This is a genomic window from Synechococcus sp. PCC 7335, from assembly GCF_000155595.1.
GTDB lineage: Bacteria > Cyanobacteriota > Cyanobacteriia > Phormidesmidales > Phormidesmidaceae > Phormidesmis.
Genome location: NZ_DS989904.1, coordinates 2,981,255 through 2,997,061, shown reverse-complemented (window position 1 = coordinate 2,997,061; position 15,807 = coordinate 2,981,255). Strand labels below are relative to the sequence as shown.

Here is a 15,807-nt window from a genome sequence, read left to right as displayed (position 1 = left end):
TACTATGGCCAGCTGAGATAATCGACCCCCCAAAGAATTAAATCTGTAGATGCTAAGAAAGAGACTAAGAGTATAGGGCCTAGAGCATCAGAGATAGATAATTTAGCTGCAAAGGTGGAGGATACAAGCGCTGGAGCACTGAAGAGGCACCAAAAATGCGCTGATGTTGAAAGAGAAAATGTGGCACTGCTAGCAAAACCAGAGGCGTTAAGACTGCATAAACCGCTAGATCCGGGGCTCTGCCTTTAGGAATTTGTGAATAGCTTTTACATAAGATAGTGTGCTCCTGAGAGATTTGCCTACTTTGAAGTCTATTTAAAAACATCTAAACTCATGGCCCAACTGCTAGCTGGAGACATTGGCGGAACCAAAACCATTCTACGACTCGCTTATGCAAACGATGTGAGTATTCAGCACTATGCGACTCATAAACTAACCATAGAAACCCTTTACGAAGAGCGCTATTCGAGCCAGGATTATTCTGAGTTTGTGCCGATGGTAAGAGAGTTTCTAGCAGCGGCGACGCAGCAGGTACCGACGGTGAAACCGGATGCGGCTTGCTTCGCGATCGCGGGCCCCATTGTAGATAATACCTGTCAGCTCACAAATCTATCTTGGTTCCTACGCAGCGAATTTCTTAGCGGCGCACTCGATATCAAAAGCGTTCAGCTAATTAACGACTTTGAAGCAATCGGCTACGGCGTGCTAGGCCTGCAGTCCGAAGATATCTACGAGCTTCAGGCCGGAGATCCTTCTGAGGCTTCTCCTAAGGCGGTGCTCGGTGCTGGCACTGGCCTAGGACAAGGGTTTTTGCTGCCCTGCAATGGCGAATATATGGTGTTTCCATCCGAGGGCGGTCACGTCGATTTTGCCCCTCAGTCAGAGCTAGAGTTCCAGTTGCGTAAGTATTTGCTAGAAAAGCATGAGATTTCGCGGGTTTCAGAAGAGCGAGTGGTCTCTGGTATGGGAATTATTTCTATCTATCAGTTCTTGCGCGATCGCCAATATGCCAACGAATCGGACATGATCGGTCAAGCGATGGATGCCTGGGAAAGAGGAGCTGGGCAACGGAGTAAGCTAACCGATCCCGCCTCAATCATTTCAAAAGCTGCTACAGATAAAACAGATCTACTGGCTCAAAAAACAATGGAGATCTTTATCCGAGCCTATGGCTCAGAAGCGGGCAACATTTCTCTCAAGTTCCTGCCGAGGGGGGGGCTGTATATTGCGGGAGGGGTTACCGCAAAGAACTTGGACTTAATTAAGAGCGGCGAATTTATGTATGCCTTTGCTAGCAAAGGCCGAGTTAGTCATCTACTAGATAAGATTCCGGTAAGAGTTGTTCTAAACCAATCGGTTGGGCTGATCGGCGCAGTGCTCAAGGCATCTCGCAACTTCAAGCAGCACCTATGGGAGAGCGGTAGTGAGTTTTCGCCCACAGCGTCTCAGGCTGACCACGTTTAATCGTTGATCTACAAGGCTTAGCGGCTGAGCTTATACCTGCCATTTACTATGTCTGCGCAACCGCACAGATTAATTCGGTATCATCATCGAGTTGATGATTATTGCGACAACGTTCATGGCCGGACATAGTAAATGGGCAAACATTAAGCGTCAGAAGGCGCGAGTAGATGCCGTAAAAGGAAAAGTTTTTGCGAAGCTCTCTAGAGAAATTATCGTCGCAGCCAGACTGGGCGGTGGCGATCCCGACGGTAATTTTCAGCTGCGTACGGCGATTGATAAAGCTAAGGCAGCCAGCTTTCCAAAAGAAAATATTGACCGGGCGATCGCTAAAGGGTGCGGTAATTCAGATGGGGCAGATGCCTTTGAATCTATTCGCTATGAAGGCTATGGACCGGGCGGTGTTGCTGTGCTGATAGAGGCGCTAACTGACAATCGTAATCGAGCAGCAGCAGACCTGCGAACGGCCTTTGGTAAAAATGGTGGAAACTTGGGTGAGACCGGTTGTGTGGGCTGGATGTTCGACCAAAAAGGCGTTGTTACCTTGGTAGGAGAGGTGGACGAGGAAGCACTAATTGAAGATGCTTTGGAAGTAGGTGCACAGTCTTATGAAATGGTAGGTGAGGTTGAAGAAGAGCAAAAGGGTGTAGAAGTCCTATGCGAAGTTGCTGATTTAGAAGCTGTCAGTAGCGCATTGCAAAAGAAGAACTACTCAGTGCAAGCAGTAGAAATGAGATGGATTCCCTCTAATACTGTGCAGATAGAAGAGCCTGACATTGCGTTGTCTTTAATCAAGATGATGGACGCGCTAGAAGACTCAGACGATGTGCAATCTGTCACTGCTAACTTCGATATGTCTGAAGCCGTCATGGCTGAAGTTATGCCAGGTTGATCAATCCCAAATCACACGCGACAATGTAAAGGCATGTAACTTGATTCCATTTTATGATTGCCCACGCAGCTCATAGCTCAGCTTCTACCTATCAAGCGATCGCGCCCACCCATCCAGCTTCTTTAGTTGATTCTAGCGACAGAACATCGCCTGAGGTAAAGCACTATGACGTAGCAGTAGTTGGTGGTGGTATTGTTGGGTTGGTGTTTGCCTGTGGACTGCGTGGTACAGGCATGCGAGTGGCTGTAATCGAGGTGCAAACGGCGAAGCAGGCAGCCAATAGACAAAGAGCCTACGCCTTTTCGCCCGTTTCGGCCAAAATCTTGGAAGGATTAGGGCTCTGGGAGACGGTAGGGCCGCAGCTTACCCCGTTTGAACAGGTTAAGCTATCGGACGCTGACTATCATAAGGCCATTACGTTTCGCCCAGAGCATGCGCCTAGCCAGAGTAAACGTGGGGCAGTATATTATTCCGCTGAGCATACGGTGCTGATGGCAGCTCTACAGTCGGCAGTTCTAGCAGCAGACAATATCGACTATTGGTGCGAAGCTCAGGTACTAGCACAACCTGGTATGCCTTCTATGGTGGGTTCGCCGATAGATTCGCACTCTGGGCAGTCGAATGTTAGACAGCAGAAGCTAACCGTCAAACACAACACTCGGCGCTATGAATTTTGTACACAGCTGATCGTTGGAGCTGATGGAGCTAGATCAGGGGTGCGCGAGCGCGCTCAAGTCGAAACCTTTGGCTGGAAATACTGGCAGTCTTGTATCACCGCTGTACTTGAACCTGAAAAGTCTCATGGCAATACGGCGTATGAAAAATTCTGGCCTAGCGGACCTTTTGCCATCTTACCGTTGCCCAACAATCGCTGCCAAATTGTCTGGACCGCACCGCACGCCGAAGCAAAGGCCATGCTTGCCCTCCCGAAAGCACAGTTCTTACAGGCGCTATCGGCTCGCTATGGCAATCAGATGGGGCAGCTACGGTTGGTGAATGAGCCGATGATGTTCCCAGTACAGCTCATGCAAAGCAAACGATACGTGCTGCCAGGCATGGCTCTAGTCGGCGATGCTGCTCACTGCTGCCATCCCGTTGGTGGACAGGGGTTGAATATGGGAATTCGCGACGCTACGGCGCTAGCTGAAATTATTCAACAGGCAGCCCAAGCCGGTGAAGACCTAGGTAGCTTGAAGGTGCTCAAACGCTATGAGCGTTGGCGCAGAACAGAAAACTGGTTCACGCTTAGTTTGACTGACTTTCTAAATCGTTCTTTTTCAAATCGCTTCCTACCACTGGTGGCTGCTAGACGCGTCGGCATTTGGATACTAGATAGCGTGACACCGCTAAAACGGCTGATACTGAGACTAATGACAGGCTTTTTCGGTAAGCTGCCGACTAAGGCAAAGTAGGCAATGCCAACCACCATTGCTCTGATCGCCCAAGATAGTAATAAAGACAAGCTGGTTAGCTTCGTCACTGAGTATGCGGCTTTATTCGCTCGCTACCAATTGATAGCAACCAAAGCAACCGGCGATCGCATTGTTCAAGATACGGCACTAACCGTCGAAACGCTCTTACCGGGAGACCTAGGTGGCGATGTCCAGATTGCCGCCCGAGTAGCCGAAGGCAAAGTCGCCGCCGTTATCTTTCTAGCTGATCCATTCAATACTCACTACGCCAGTACCGATGTCAATCTGATGCTGCGAATTTGCCAGTTGCATAACGTGCCGCTGGCAACCAACCTAGCCACGGCTACCGCTGTGGTGCTAGCGCTGGCCAAAAGCCGAGTAGCGCACTTGATCTTTAATCCGGTTTCTGGCCAAGGCAATCCCGATCAAGACCTAAAGCTGATTCGCGACATATTAGAGCCGCAGATTCAGGTGAATGTAATACTTACAGATCCTAACGTTACCCCTGCACAGCAGGCGCGTGATGCGATCGCATCCGGCGCTGATCTAGTCATCGCATCTGGTGGCGATGGTACGGTATCTGCCGTCGCTGAAGCCGTCATGCAAACCGACATTCCGCTAGGTGTGATACCGCGTGGGACTGCCAATGCTTTTTCTGTAGCACTAGGCATTCCGACCAATCTCAAAGCCGCTTGCGAAACGATCTTGGTTGGAACTACAAAGCAGGTGGACGCAGCTACTTGCAACGGACTGCCGATGGTTTTGCTCGGCGGCATTGGATTTGAAGCAGAGACAGTAGAGCGAGCGAATCGAGAAATGAAAAATCGCTTTGGCGTGCTAGCCTATCTCGTTGCGGGAATGCAACAAATTGCGGATCAAGAAGCATTCGAGGCGGAAATTGAAATCAACACAGAGATCAACAAGTTTGAGTGCAATGCAATCACTGTGGCTAACGCTGCACCACCGACCTCTGTGTTAGCCCAAGGGTTTGGTCAGGTGATTAGCGACGACGGGCTATTAGATGTGACCCTAGGGCTTTCGCCCATTGAGGCTCAAGGCATTGGGTCAAGATTGCAGGGGTTAGGGGCGATCGCCGAGCTTTTTACCGCCGCTTTAGTCAAACGACCGGCGCAAAACGAAGATATTCTCAGTCTGCGCGTTCCCAAAATAAAAGTCACCACCACGCCTCCTCAAAAAGTTGTTGTAGATGGAGAGATTATTGGCACAACACCAGTCGAATTTGAATGCATCCCCAAAGGGCTCACAGTCCTTGCACCAATTGTCACCGATTAGGTTTGTTTTGTCGATGTGCATAGTTGCAAATAGCAATTTTTAATTGTTCAAATAACGGATTGAAAGTAGTCGCAAGTTGGTCGTAAAAACGATCGTAATGAAATGGTAAAAGTAGCTGCTGACAGAGGCAGGCTTAAACTTCGCTGGGCATACGAAGGTAAGTGACACTCACTCTCTTTAGGCTGTAACGAATGTATGAGTATATGCCCGTTGTACTCAAATGATAGGCGCAAGTAATTTCAGGTAATACCAAAGGTAGAAATTATACCGACTAAAGTATATTCACGTACTGGTCGGTATCAAATAAATCTCTGGGTAGGGGAAAGCTTGGTAAAACCATCAGTATGGGAGTTCACTGAAATGAGATTTACCAAGACTGCCAAACAAGCACTAATAGGTTTATTGACTGCTTTAGGCGCTACTACTACCACTACTAATGCAGCAGAGGCATACCCCGCTATAAGTAGCTATGCCTTTAATGGGGATTACTACATTACTAGCCAGGAAGAGTACAAAGCCACTAAGCACATGGTTGTACTTAATGACTCAGACGGTTACCTAATTGTTAGAGACCCGGTACACTACGCCGAAATTACCCCTGACATTAGACTCCGCACAGGAGACTTAGTAAACGTAATTCACTACTACGGACGTTGGGCAGTTGTTGAGTTCAGATTAGCGAATGGGAGATACTTCAGAGGAGTAGTTACTGCACAGTACCTATTTGACGTTTGAGTTTTGACGTTTAAGTGAAGAAAACCCCTTGCCAATAACAGCAAGGGGTTTGTAAGCACGCTTTGAAATTGAAGGACTGCTATTACCCAATGGTGAATATGCTATAGCTGCTAGTCAAGTGGCACAACTATTTCAGTTTGTTGATGGGCGTAATTGCGAATAGCAAATTTTAATTATTCAAATAACGCATCGGGTAGCTATTGTCACTTAGATTCCGTATCAAAAACAACACCTTTGATTCAATCGCCTACTGTAGTTTGAAGCGAATTCTACCTATGCAACTTCATGGATGTCGCGCTTCTAGAAAAATCCTTCGAGCAGATCTCTCCTCGAGCCATAGAATTTTCTGCAAGCTTCTATCAGAACCTTTTTCATCACCATCCAGAACTAAAGCCTCTTTTCGCAGAAACTAGTCAGACCATCCAAGAAAAGAAGCTAATTTTTTCGCTAGCTGCTATTATCGAGAACTTACGTAACCCCGATATCCTACAGCCTGCTCTCAAGAGTCTAGGTGCTAGGCACGCTGAAGTTGGGACGATCAAAAGTCACTATCCCCTAGTCGGTCAGGCGCTGATAGAGACCTTTGCTGAGTATTTGGCAGCGGATTGGACTGAGCAGCTAGCAACCGCATGGGTAGAAGCCTATGACGTGATCGCCTCTACCATGATTGAAGGAGCAGACAATCCGGCTGCTTATCTCGAACCAGAGCTAACCTTCTACGAATGGCTTGATCTGTACGGCGAGGAAAGTCCGAAAGTAAGAAATGCGATCGCGACTCTCACTCACTTTCACTACGGTGAAGATCCTCAAGATGTTCAGCGCGACTCCAGGGGCTAGCGCAACGCAGACGCTATTTGGTCACTTCTAATCCCCGCACCGAAGCAGGTCGCTTAGCGCAGCGGTCATACCAGGCCATCACAGCCGGAAAACTCTCTAGTTCTAGGATTTCGGCTGCCTTATAGCCCCAGACCAAACACCCCACCCAAGGGAAAGTTGCTATATCAGCGATAGTGTACTCTGCTCCGACTAGAAAATCTCTTTCCTGCAGACGCTTTTCTAGTACGCCTAACAAACGCTTCACCTCAGTCTGATATCGCTCGATACCATAAGGAATCTTCTCCTTGGCATATTTATAGAAGTGACCGAACTGACCAAACATCGGTCCTACCCCACCGACTTGAAAGAACAGCCACTGCAAACATTCACTGCGAGCTGCTGGATCAGGAGGCAAACACTTTCCTGACTTCTCCGCGAGATAAATCAAAATTGCCCCAGACTCAAAGACAGCCAGCGGCTCTCCATTTGGACCGTTCGGATCTACGATTGCTGGAATCTTAGAGTTAGGATTGATAGTAACAAACTCATCTGTGAACTGGTCGCCCTCCATGATGTCCACCCTGTGAGCTTCATATGGCAGCGCCATTTCTTCTAAAGCTACTGCGGCCTTCTGCCCGTTTGGCGTACCAAGAGAGTAGAGCTGGATTCGGTCTGGATATTGCACGGGCCACTTCTTTGTCATAGATCAATCCTTACATCGCGATATGAGGAAGACGAACTTACTCGAAAGCAAACTTAACTCGGTCCAAACATTCTACAGTGAAGACACTATCTCAATCGGTCTGGGTATAATCTCTTCTGGCCGTATGGCTCGCATGACATTACCAATATAGCGGCTGTCTCTATACCCTAATCGGTGGAGCGTGCTTAGGCATTCGTCTACGCTATTGGCCGGAACGCTAGCAAGCAGCCCACCAGCAGTCTGAGGATCAAAAAGAATTTGAAAATCAGGGGCGTGTATCGCAGTCTGTTCAACAGGTTGTGTAGTCTGGATAGCGGAAAGTGCGTTTTCTAGGTTGCGCTGATAGAGCGAACTTGTAATACCATTTTTCAAAGCGTACTCAGTGCCTGACAACAGCTTGATTGCGTTTAGATTCAAGCCAACGACTACTTGCGAGGCTTGTACCATTTCTAACAGATGACCTGCCAATCCAAATCCAGTGACATCTGTACAGGCAGTCGCACCATACTGCTTCAGACACTCAGCTGCCATCCGGTTAGACTGCAACATACTTTGGATAGCCGCTTCTATCCACCGTCCCTTTGCCTTTAGCTGACTATCAGCTGCAAATAGCACTCCAGTACCTAGCGCCTTGGTCAATATCAGGGCCTGACCTGGCTGTAGTCCACCTTTTTTCCAGGTCTGTTCAGGATCTATCCAGCCGTTGCAAGAAAAGCCAAGCGAAAGTTCTGTTCCTTCTGTGGTGTGACCACCTACGAGAAAAGTTTTTGACTCTGCTAGTGCGAGCATAGCGCCAGAGAGCAGTTGATACAGAATTTCTTCTTGTTGTTTGTTGTTCCCATAAGGGATGGTTGCGATCGCCAGCACGCTATGACTAGTCGCTCCCATTGCAAAGAGATCGCTGAGGCAGTGATTGACGCATATCTGTCCAAAGACAAAAGGATCGTCGACCAAAGCGCTGAACTGGTCAACGGTGTGAACAGCTAGTTTGCCAGATGGAATTTGAATGATGGCGGCATCATCGGGCTGATCTAGCCCCGTATAGATGTTATTGCGATAGGGCCAGTCAGTATCGTTCGCGGCGTTAGCTCGAACTCGGCTTAAGGCGCGTTTGAGAGTTTGATTGCCGACCTTAGAACCACAGCCTGCGCAGTGCATTTGAGGGAGTGGTTCTAAGGTTAGGCGATGGGAAGATGAAGGAAGTATATGAAAAGAGCGATCGCGTCTGTTCATATCCGGAAAATCAGAAAACAGACGCATAAACTTTTGGTCGATGCTATCTTTCCAGGATCGACACCATTTTGCATGAACAGCAAACGGCCCCCAAGACGCAATAGATCTATCAGTATCAGTATCAATAATATTAAGATAGCGGCTTTGGGGTTTGAAAGGCGCTAGCGGACGATTCGTCACTTGACGTTTTAGATTCTCGTATAGCGGTGGCCCCTGGCGAACGGCGAAGACGCCTGCTTTGGGGCGCTTATGGTTAACCATGGTAGCGACATCTCCGGCGGCAAAGATGTTGGGATGGCTAAGGGTTTGCAGGGTGTCGTTCACGGCGATGAAGCCGTCTGAGGTAAGTGACAGGGCGCTTTCTTTCAGCCAAACAGGCGCAGAAGCATTTGTCACCCAGAACGTGCGATCGCACTCCACCTTTAAACCCGATTCACAGCGCACGGCTGTTTCTGTGACTTCACAAACTGTCTCCTGAGTATGTACTTGAATTGCTTTGTTATGGCACAGGCGCTCAACCATCCACTGGGTCAGTCGATTACGTCCCTTCGCTAAATGCTTACCTCGCTGGAAGATATGAACAGCAACCTGCTGACTGGCATCCTGGCTATAGTTTGAAACTAACTGTTGAAGCCGTACTTGCATTGCAAAGGCCATTTCTACGCCGCCTACGCCACCGCCTACGATACTGATAGTTGTTGCTGTTTGAGGGTTCTGTACCAACGCACGTTCAAGATCTTCTAAGTAGCGTTTCCAAGCTTGTAACAGATTGGGCACGGGCTTAGCTGGAATCGCATATTTGTCAGCACCAGACACCTGAGACTTTGTTGGTGTGCTACCCGTGTCGATGGACAGCGTATCGTAGGCGATGGGCGGATGACTCTGGCAGATTACCTTCTGCCCAGCCGAATCGAGCCCAATCATCTGATCCATAATTAGATGGCAGTTGGCAAAGCGAGTGAGCGATCGCAAATCAATATGCGCCGTGTCAAAGTCGTACAAGCCTGCAATATGGCACGGCAGCATACCCGAGTATGGCGTGTCAGTTAGATTGGTGATGAGCGTGAGCTGAACGTGAGCGGGCCATTGATTCATCGCCATCTTGCGTAAGACGAGCGCATGGCTATGACCGCCACCGACTAGAACCAAACTCTGGGTGATATAGCGATCGGGAGCAGAAGCAGTAGCTTGCATCGAGCTGAGGAAAGGGCGACTGATAGAGTATAGATATGATCTTAATCTTTTTGATGAGATCAACCTGAGCTATACGAGTGGAATTGATGCAGAGTGGTGCAGAGCAGGTCCTATATGAAGCGAAATTGATTCGGGGCGCTGCTGAATGTTTCCTGTCTGCGACGAATAAAGTGCAGTCGGTAGATACAAGATTCTGGCTGCGACTGATAACGTGCAGTTAACTGCTCTGCAAACTATGTCTCAGCGCTGGCAGAGCGGATGCCATTTGGAAATAGCACGATGTTGGCTTATGAGATGGCGTAGCGTGATCGCTCATAATATCGAAGTAATCAGATCGAGTTAGAGGTCAGAATTGTGCAGACTATTGAAACAAGGGTGAGCGTCGGAGATGACGGCAGGCTTTTGATGCAATTGCCTGAAAACGTTCCGGCTGGTGAGTATGAGGTTGTACTGATTTTAAGTCAGCGAGCTGCAAAAAGTGATGCTGCGACTGAGCGGACTACAGTACTCAATAAAGTTAGAACAGCACTTAGACAGTCTATTGCGCCAGGATATTCCATCGCGGATGAACTAATCAAAGATCGGCGGCAGGAATCTGAAAGTGAGTAAGGTTGTACTAGATGCTTCAGCAGTGCTTGCTTTTATTAACGAGGAGCCCGGTGCTGAAACAGTTGAGCAATATCTGAACAATGCTGCTATCAGCGCCGCTAACTTATCGGAGGTTGTTGCGAAGCTTATGGAAAAGGGGCTTTCGAAAGCATTGACTGTGGAGCTAATCGAGGCGCTAAATTTAAAGGTTGTTGCAGTCTGTGAAGAGCAGGCGATCACCGCAGGCGTTCTCAGGCTGGCAACGAAACCATTAGGCTTATCCCTGGGCGATAGACTGTGTATTGCTTTGGGGAAATATCTTAAGAAACCTATCGTCACTACAGACCGCCAATGGCAGAAACTAGATATTGAGGGTGTCGCAGTACGGTTAGTGAGATAGCTATACAATCAATGTCTTACGCTTACATTGCCTGAGCTGATGCCGTTTACTGTTTAGCAAGATGTCGGCGCAAGTCAGGACAGTAATAATGGGCAGCGAGAGAAGGCAAGGGCTGTGAATGCTAAGGAGGTATTACGTTGCTATGCCGCCGGAGAGCGTGACTTTCGCAATGCGAACCTGCGAGGGGCAAACTTTCGGGGACGAGACCTGACGGGAGCAGATTTTAGCGGAGCGGATATTCGGAGTGCGACGTTTACGAATGCGACCTTGCGAGGCGTGAATTTTACTCAGGCGCAGGCGGGTTTGCAGCGGCGATGGATGGTGGTGCAACTGCTATTAGTGATTGTTTTAGCGGGGATAGCAGGTGTCTTACAAGGCTTTGTGGGTGCATTTGCGACTATTTTTATAGATGGCTCTACCGAGGGCATGGTTGCATTTAGTGTTTATCTATTCTTGACAGTCGTTACCTATGCGGCGATCGCGTTTCAAGGATTTAGCATTCGAGCCTTCGGCTCGATCTTGATTGCATTCGCAGTCGCAGTCGCAGTCGCAGGCGCAGGCGCAGTCGCAGTCGCAGGCGCAGGCGCAGGCGCAGGCGCAGGCGCAGGCGCGTTCGCAGGCGCAGGCGCAGTCGCAGGCGCAGGCGCAGGCGCAATCGCAGGCGCAGTCGCAGTCGCAGGCGCAGGCGCAGGCGCAGGCGCAGTCGCAGTCGCAGTCGCAGTCGCAGTCGCAGGCGCAGGCGCGTTCGCAGGCGCAGGCGCAGTCGCAGTCGCAGTCGCAGGCGCAGGCGCAGGCGCAGGCGCAGGCGCAGGCGCAGTCGCAGGCGCAGGCGCAGGCGCAGTCGCAGTCGCAGTCGCAGGCGCAGGCGCAGGCTTATTGCTGAGTCTTTATGTCGGCTGGCGAGTGCTAAAAGAGGATAAAAAGTTTGAGCTGGTTCGAGGGTTTGGACTGGTGCTAGCAGCAGTAGGTGGGACTTCTTTTTGCGGCGCGAACCTAACTGGGGCTACTTTCTCTGGCGCTTGTCTAAAAAGTGCCAACTTTCCTAACTCCCGCCAGCAAGCAACAGTCTTTACTCACATTTGTTGGAAAGATGCCAAAAAGCTCAACCGGGCTCGTTTGGGCTTTTCGATATTGCAAGACAAACGGGTGCGGACGCTGTCAACAGTGCCTGAAAAGGGCTACAAGCAAGATTTTTCTGAGGCTAACTTACGCGGTGCCGACCTTAGCGGCGTCACACTAGAAGAAGCGAATCTAACTCGCGCTATCCTTAGCGATGCACTGCTGACAGGGGCTATGCTGAAAAATGCCATCCTGACGGAAGTACAGGCGATTAACGCTGATTTTACCGGCGCTTGCTTAACCGGAGCGACACTGGAAGCGTGGAATATTGATAGCACGACCGCGCTCAAGAACATCGACTGTCAGTATGTTTTTTTACGAGAGACGCCAGACGCGCGAGGGAATAGAGAGCGTCGTCCCCACAACCCTGACAAAGACTTTCAACCGGGCGACTTCGAGAAATTGTTTAAAGAAATGATGGACGAGGTGCAGATTTTGATTCGCAACGGTATCGATCCAATCGCGTTTAGATCAGCCTTTCAAAGCATCATGGAACAGAGCCCTGATATTACTGAAGACTCGATCAAGCGTATCGAGAAGCAGGGCGAAGACGTAGTGCTTACTTTACAGGTCTCAGAAGACACTGATAAAGCTGACCTAGAACGCAACTGGGATGATGGCTATCAAAAGGGATTGAAGGCAGGTATAGAAAGAGAGCGATTAGCAAGTGCGCCCAAGTTTGAAAAGCTAGCTTTTTTGCTGGCGGAAAAAAGCGTAAATTTTGAAAATAGGACTGAAGTGATGACAGGCAACGATCATAGTCAAAGAATTAACATTCATGGAAACGTGAACCAGTCGGCGGTGACGCTAGGAGACAGTAACCAAGTTTCTAACCAAATCAACCAATTAGGAGAGACCGAGACTCAGGCTCAGCTAAAGAATCTGTTAGCCCAGCTACAGGCGGCGATTGAATCAGAGCCAGCCCTCAGCGAAGAAGAAAAAACAGATGCCCTAGTAGAAGTCGCAGAGATCGCAAAGGCAGGGCAGTCACCGACAGATGGGCCGATGAAGCAGGCGGCAAAGCGATCGCTCAACGCACTCAAAGGCATCACCTTAGGGCTTGACCAAACGACAAAACTAGCGACCGCAGCCAAAGGACTTCTAAGTGCGATCGCCCTTCTCTTTGGGCTCTAAAGTCGCCATTCCCGCGACGTTTAACGCTATGGTAGCTATTGACGTCACACCCCTTGCTTCAGGTTAAGGCTATGAATCGTCCTCGCATTCTAGAGCCGCAAGCTAGCTACACCTTCAGTAAATATTTTGAGCTGACCTTTGATGCGGAAGATGTATTCGCTGAACTAGGCTGTGGGTTTGAACGAACCGCTTTAGAACTACCGCAAACTTCCCAACCAATTGACTTCAAAGATGAACTACACAATCGGCTGCAAACAGCTCTGAAAGTGACTAATTTGATGAGTGAGATGGCACGGCGAGAAGCATTGATTGCGCCAATTTTATTTGCAGTCTGTGGCCATATTGAGCAAGAGCTGAAGATTGAGTATCGAGTAGAGGTCAGCCCTCAGCTCAAAGGGACGCTGGATTACTATATTCCGAGTCCGCAGAATTTGTTGGTGATAGAAGCTAAAAATGCCGATTTGGGAAGAGGATTCACACAACTTGGTGCAGAGCTAATTGCATTGGATCAGTGGACGCAGCAAGATACCCCGATTATCTATGGCGCAGTAACGACGGGCGATAGCTGGCGATTTGGTCAGTTTTTTCGCGCTGAACGAAAAATTTTACAAGATACAAAGCTCTATAGCATTCCACTAGAGCTTGAGAAGCTGCTGTCAGTGCTGCTAGGTATTATTCAACGTCCTGAAAGCTGATGAAGGGTAAGAGTTGCGATCGCGACTATTCAATACAACTAATATCGTCAAAAAGCTGAACCTTACCAGCAAGAGCCGTTTTTCTCAAAACCCTTTCATAGAAAGGATGAAAGGTTTCTAGCCTCACAAAGAACAGGATTTCGTCATACGCGCTCAACTTATGCTCGAAGTCTTGGAGGACAAGCTTTTCTTCTTCTGGTGTCACCGTGTCGGGAGGCTTGTCATACCAAGTGTGAACTTCTTCGGGCAGGTACACGCCATAGAGATCCGACAGAATACCCCAATTTACTTTTTTTGCTTGGCACCTTTGGATAAAATTTTGAATGTCCTGACTGGTATACAGTTTATCTGGTGTAACGCGAATGTCAGTCCCTTTGAGGTGAGGTTCTTTTTCTTTGGAACAGTGTGTAAGGTATATACGCATCTGTTAATCGAAAAGAGAGGACTGTTTGTCTATGTATAGGCTGTAATCTTAACATTTCGTTCTAGCGCTTTCTCTAGAATATGTCGCTCGCCCAGCGCAGCCCAGATACCGACATCCAAGTTCCCCTGCCCTGACACAGATATTTCAATCGTTTTATCCGAGAAATTACAAGAGAGTGTTTCAATCTGCTGATCTTTAGTTCTGTTCAAGTTCACTGCAATTCTCAGCAGGCCCGCGAGCACCCACACAACACGCTGTTGATGATCGGATAGTCGCTTAAACTGACCATGTTTTTTCTTGGGCCGAGCTTTGCGATGGTAGCGAATGACGTGACCAATCAAGACCATCTCTTCATCGGTAAAGCCGCGCGGATCGGCTCTTTTGAGAATGTAGCGAGAACTTTTGTGGTAGCTCTTAAAAGATAGATACTGGCCAATGTCGTGAAGGAGAGCGGCGTATTCTAAAACATCTTTCTCTAACGTGCTGAGCTGGTGGAGCGATCGCGTTTGCTCAAAAAGCTGCAGGGCAAGATTTGCGATGTGACGATTGCTTTCCCAGTCTGATCCATATCTTTGAACCAACTGAGCCGCTTTGCGATGACGCAAATCGCTTTGAACATGAAAGTCGGCGACGTTTTTGCCGTGGCGGTCGATATAGTCAAGAATCATGCCTTCGCGCAAAGACGCGTCGCACAGGGTCATTTCCTGGACATCTGCCATCTTGAGTAGCTGCGTAAGTAAAATACCACCAAGATGAATAGCGTCACTACGCTTACTGCTGATGCCGTCGATCTTTTCGCGTTTGTCCGCATTGAGCTTGACTAGCTTTCGGGTTAGTGCTTCGAGGTCTTCGAGCTGGACAACTTCGGCATTGACTGATTGCAGCTCGGTGTTATGTCTGGCTATGTATGCGGCTTCGCCCAGGGTACGGTTGGTCCCTGAAGTCCCGATGACGCGAGTGAATCCTATTTTTTTAGCCTGGGCGATCGCATCTTTTGCAAGAACGCGAATATGTGATTCTAGAACGCCACGAGCTTCTTCTCCGATGGTGTTGTCTTTGTCTTCAAACATATCGAGCAGTCTGATCACGCCGAGCTTCACGCTGGTACCGAACAGAATGTCTGTGCGATTGCCGACGACGGTTTCGGTGCTGCCACCGCCAATATCGATGACTAGGGCGTTTTCTTCTTCCTCTAGAGCGATCGCATTTCTTGCTGCCAAGAAAATCATTCGCGCCTCTTCCTTCCCCGAAATAATCCGCGGCTCAATTTTGGTGCGGCGAATCACTTCATTGAGAAAGCTTTCACCGTTTTCAGCCTCACGGGTGGCACTAGTAGCGACAGTGATGATGTCATCGACACCCAATCGATCGGCGAGCTGTACATAGCGTTCGATGGTATCGATCCCAACTTGATAAGCACGATCGCTCAGACGATTGTTAGAAAAAACGCCAACTCCGAGCTTGGCCATTTCTTTGACTCGTTCAATCACCTCAAAATTGCGCTTTTGTAGTACGTTGACCACAATCATGTGGATAGAGTTGGTACCAATGTCAATCGCGGCAAGTTTCACAGAGAAACCTCATCAGTAGCGTCTATATTAAAGAGTATAGGAACAGTGGCACGATCGATCAGAAGAACCATTTGAGCGACGACTGCAGAACGCCCGGCAGTTTCTCTATCCAGCTGATCTGGGACTAGATCAGCTTT

At 48.9% G+C, this 15,807-nt stretch carries 14 protein-coding genes; 10 read left to right on the top strand and 4 right to left on the bottom strand.

Translation table 11 applies throughout. From position 1 onward, the window contains the following. Window positions 1–333 precede the first annotated feature (333 nt). The 6 genes from S7335_RS13040 (at window position 334) to S7335_RS13015 (ending at window position 6,630) form a co-directional block, all read left to right on the top strand. Window positions 334–1,464 (top strand): glucokinase, encoded by a 1,131-nt coding sequence (locus S7335_RS13040; RefSeq protein ID WP_006456176.1) that lies wholly within the window; start codon window positions 334–336, stop codon window positions 1,462–1,464. 115 nt (window positions 1,465–1,579) lie between these two features. Then, window positions 1,580–2,353 carry a YebC/PmpR family DNA-binding transcriptional regulator gene (locus S7335_RS13035; protein WP_006455551.1) on the top strand — a complete coding sequence of 258 codons (774 nt, stop codon included), beginning with the start codon at window positions 1,580–1,582 and terminating at the stop codon, window positions 2,351–2,353. Window positions 2,354–2,406: 53 nt separating this feature from the next. Next, a complete protein-coding gene (locus tag S7335_RS13030; protein ID WP_006454089.1) occupies window positions 2,407–3,765 on the top strand; it encodes an FAD-dependent hydroxylase in 1,359 nt (452 codons plus the stop codon). Window positions 3,766–3,768: 3 nt separating this feature from the next. Beyond that, window positions 3,769–5,058 (top strand): methylglyoxal synthase, encoded by a 1,290-nt coding sequence (locus S7335_RS13025; RefSeq protein ID WP_006454051.1) that lies wholly within the window; start codon window positions 3,769–3,771, stop codon window positions 5,056–5,058. Between the two features lie 360 nt (window positions 5,059–5,418). Then, window positions 5,419–5,793, top strand: a complete 375-nt coding sequence (locus tag S7335_RS13020; protein WP_006453868.1) for a hypothetical protein — start codon at window positions 5,419–5,421, stop codon at window positions 5,791–5,793. Window positions 5,794–6,078: 285 nt separating this feature from the next. Then, the gene (locus S7335_RS13015; protein ID WP_006454394.1) at window positions 6,079–6,630 is read left to right on the top strand and encodes a globin family protein; all 552 of its coding nucleotides are present in this window, start codon (window positions 6,079–6,081) and stop codon (window positions 6,628–6,630) included. A 13-nt stretch (window positions 6,631–6,643) separates the two neighbouring features. On the opposite strand, the gene S7335_RS13010 is transcribed toward S7335_RS13015, so the two are convergent. Further along, the gene (locus S7335_RS13010; protein ID WP_038016203.1) at window positions 6,644–7,312 is read right to left on the bottom strand and encodes a glutathione binding-like protein; all 669 of its coding nucleotides are present in this window, start codon (window positions 7,310–7,312) and stop codon (window positions 6,644–6,646) included. A 72-nt stretch (window positions 7,313–7,384) separates the two neighbouring features. Beyond that, window positions 7,385–9,739, bottom strand: a complete 2,355-nt coding sequence (selD, locus tag S7335_RS13005; RefSeq protein ID WP_006456053.1) for a selenide, water dikinase SelD — start codon at window positions 9,737–9,739, stop codon at window positions 7,385–7,387. Window positions 9,740–10,093: 354 nt separating this feature from the next. On the opposite strand from selD, the gene S7335_RS13000 reads away from it, so the two are divergent. The 4 genes from S7335_RS13000 (at window position 10,094) to S7335_RS12985 (ending at window position 13,675) form a co-directional block, all read left to right on the top strand. Then, window positions 10,094–10,348 carry a hypothetical protein gene (locus S7335_RS13000; RefSeq protein WP_006454816.1) on the top strand — a complete coding sequence of 85 codons (255 nt, stop codon included), beginning with the start codon at window positions 10,094–10,096 and terminating at the stop codon, window positions 10,346–10,348. Continuing rightward, complete coding sequence (locus S7335_RS12995) at window positions 10,341–10,727, top strand: type II toxin-antitoxin system VapC family toxin (protein WP_006457507.1); 387 nt, start codon at window positions 10,341–10,343, stop codon at window positions 10,725–10,727. The genes S7335_RS13000 and S7335_RS12995 overlap by 8 nt, the downstream gene beginning before the upstream one ends. Window positions 10,728–10,841: 114 nt before the next feature. After that, a complete protein-coding gene (locus S7335_RS12990; RefSeq protein ID WP_006454924.1) occupies window positions 10,842–12,980 on the top strand; it encodes a pentapeptide repeat-containing protein in 2,139 nt (712 codons plus the stop codon). Window positions 12,981–13,051: 71 nt separating this feature from the next. Continuing rightward, window positions 13,052–13,675, top strand: coding sequence for a hypothetical protein (locus S7335_RS12985; RefSeq protein ID WP_006456108.1), 624 nt, complete (start codon window positions 13,052–13,054; stop codon window positions 13,673–13,675). Between the two features lie 25 nt (window positions 13,676–13,700). Here S7335_RS12985 and S7335_RS12980 read toward each other — a convergent pair whose 3' ends face one another. After that, window positions 13,701–14,099, bottom strand: coding sequence for a hypothetical protein (locus S7335_RS12980; RefSeq protein ID WP_038016201.1), 399 nt, complete (start codon window positions 14,097–14,099; stop codon window positions 13,701–13,703). Window positions 14,100–14,128: 29 nt separating this feature from the next. Next, entirely contained in the window at window positions 14,129–15,670 is a 1,542-nt protein-coding gene (locus S7335_RS12975) for a Ppx/GppA phosphatase family protein (protein ID WP_006457518.1), read from the bottom strand. Window positions 15,671–15,807 lie beyond the last annotated feature (137 nt).

Coding starts and splice junctions, on each gene's coding strand:
- S7335_RS13035 (WP_006455551.1), top strand. CDS start 1,580: ATGGCCGGACATAGTAAATGGGCAAACATTAAGCGTCAGAAGGCGCGA.
- S7335_RS12980 (WP_038016201.1), bottom strand. CDS start 14,099: ATGCGTATATACCTTACACACTGTTCCAAAGAAAAAGAACCTCACCTC.
- S7335_RS12985 (WP_006456108.1), top strand. CDS start 13,052: ATGAATCGTCCTCGCATTCTAGAGCCGCAAGCTAGCTACACCTTCAGT.
- S7335_RS13015 (WP_006454394.1), top strand. CDS start 6,079: ATGGATGTCGCGCTTCTAGAAAAATCCTTCGAGCAGATCTCTCCTCGA.
- S7335_RS13040 (WP_006456176.1), top strand. CDS start 334: ATGGCCCAACTGCTAGCTGGAGACATTGGCGGAACCAAAACCATTCTA.
- S7335_RS13020 (WP_006453868.1), top strand. CDS start 5,419: ATGAGATTTACCAAGACTGCCAAACAAGCACTAATAGGTTTATTGACT.
- S7335_RS13025 (WP_006454051.1), top strand. CDS start 3,769: ATGCCAACCACCATTGCTCTGATCGCCCAAGATAGTAATAAAGACAAG.
- S7335_RS13030 (WP_006454089.1), top strand. CDS start 2,407: ATGATTGCCCACGCAGCTCATAGCTCAGCTTCTACCTATCAAGCGATC.
- S7335_RS13010 (WP_038016203.1), bottom strand. CDS start 7,312: ATGACAAAGAAGTGGCCCGTGCAATATCCAGACCGAATCCAGCTCTAC.
- selD (WP_006456053.1), bottom strand. CDS start 9,739: ATGCAAGCTACTGCTTCTGCTCCCGATCGCTATATCACCCAGAGTTTG.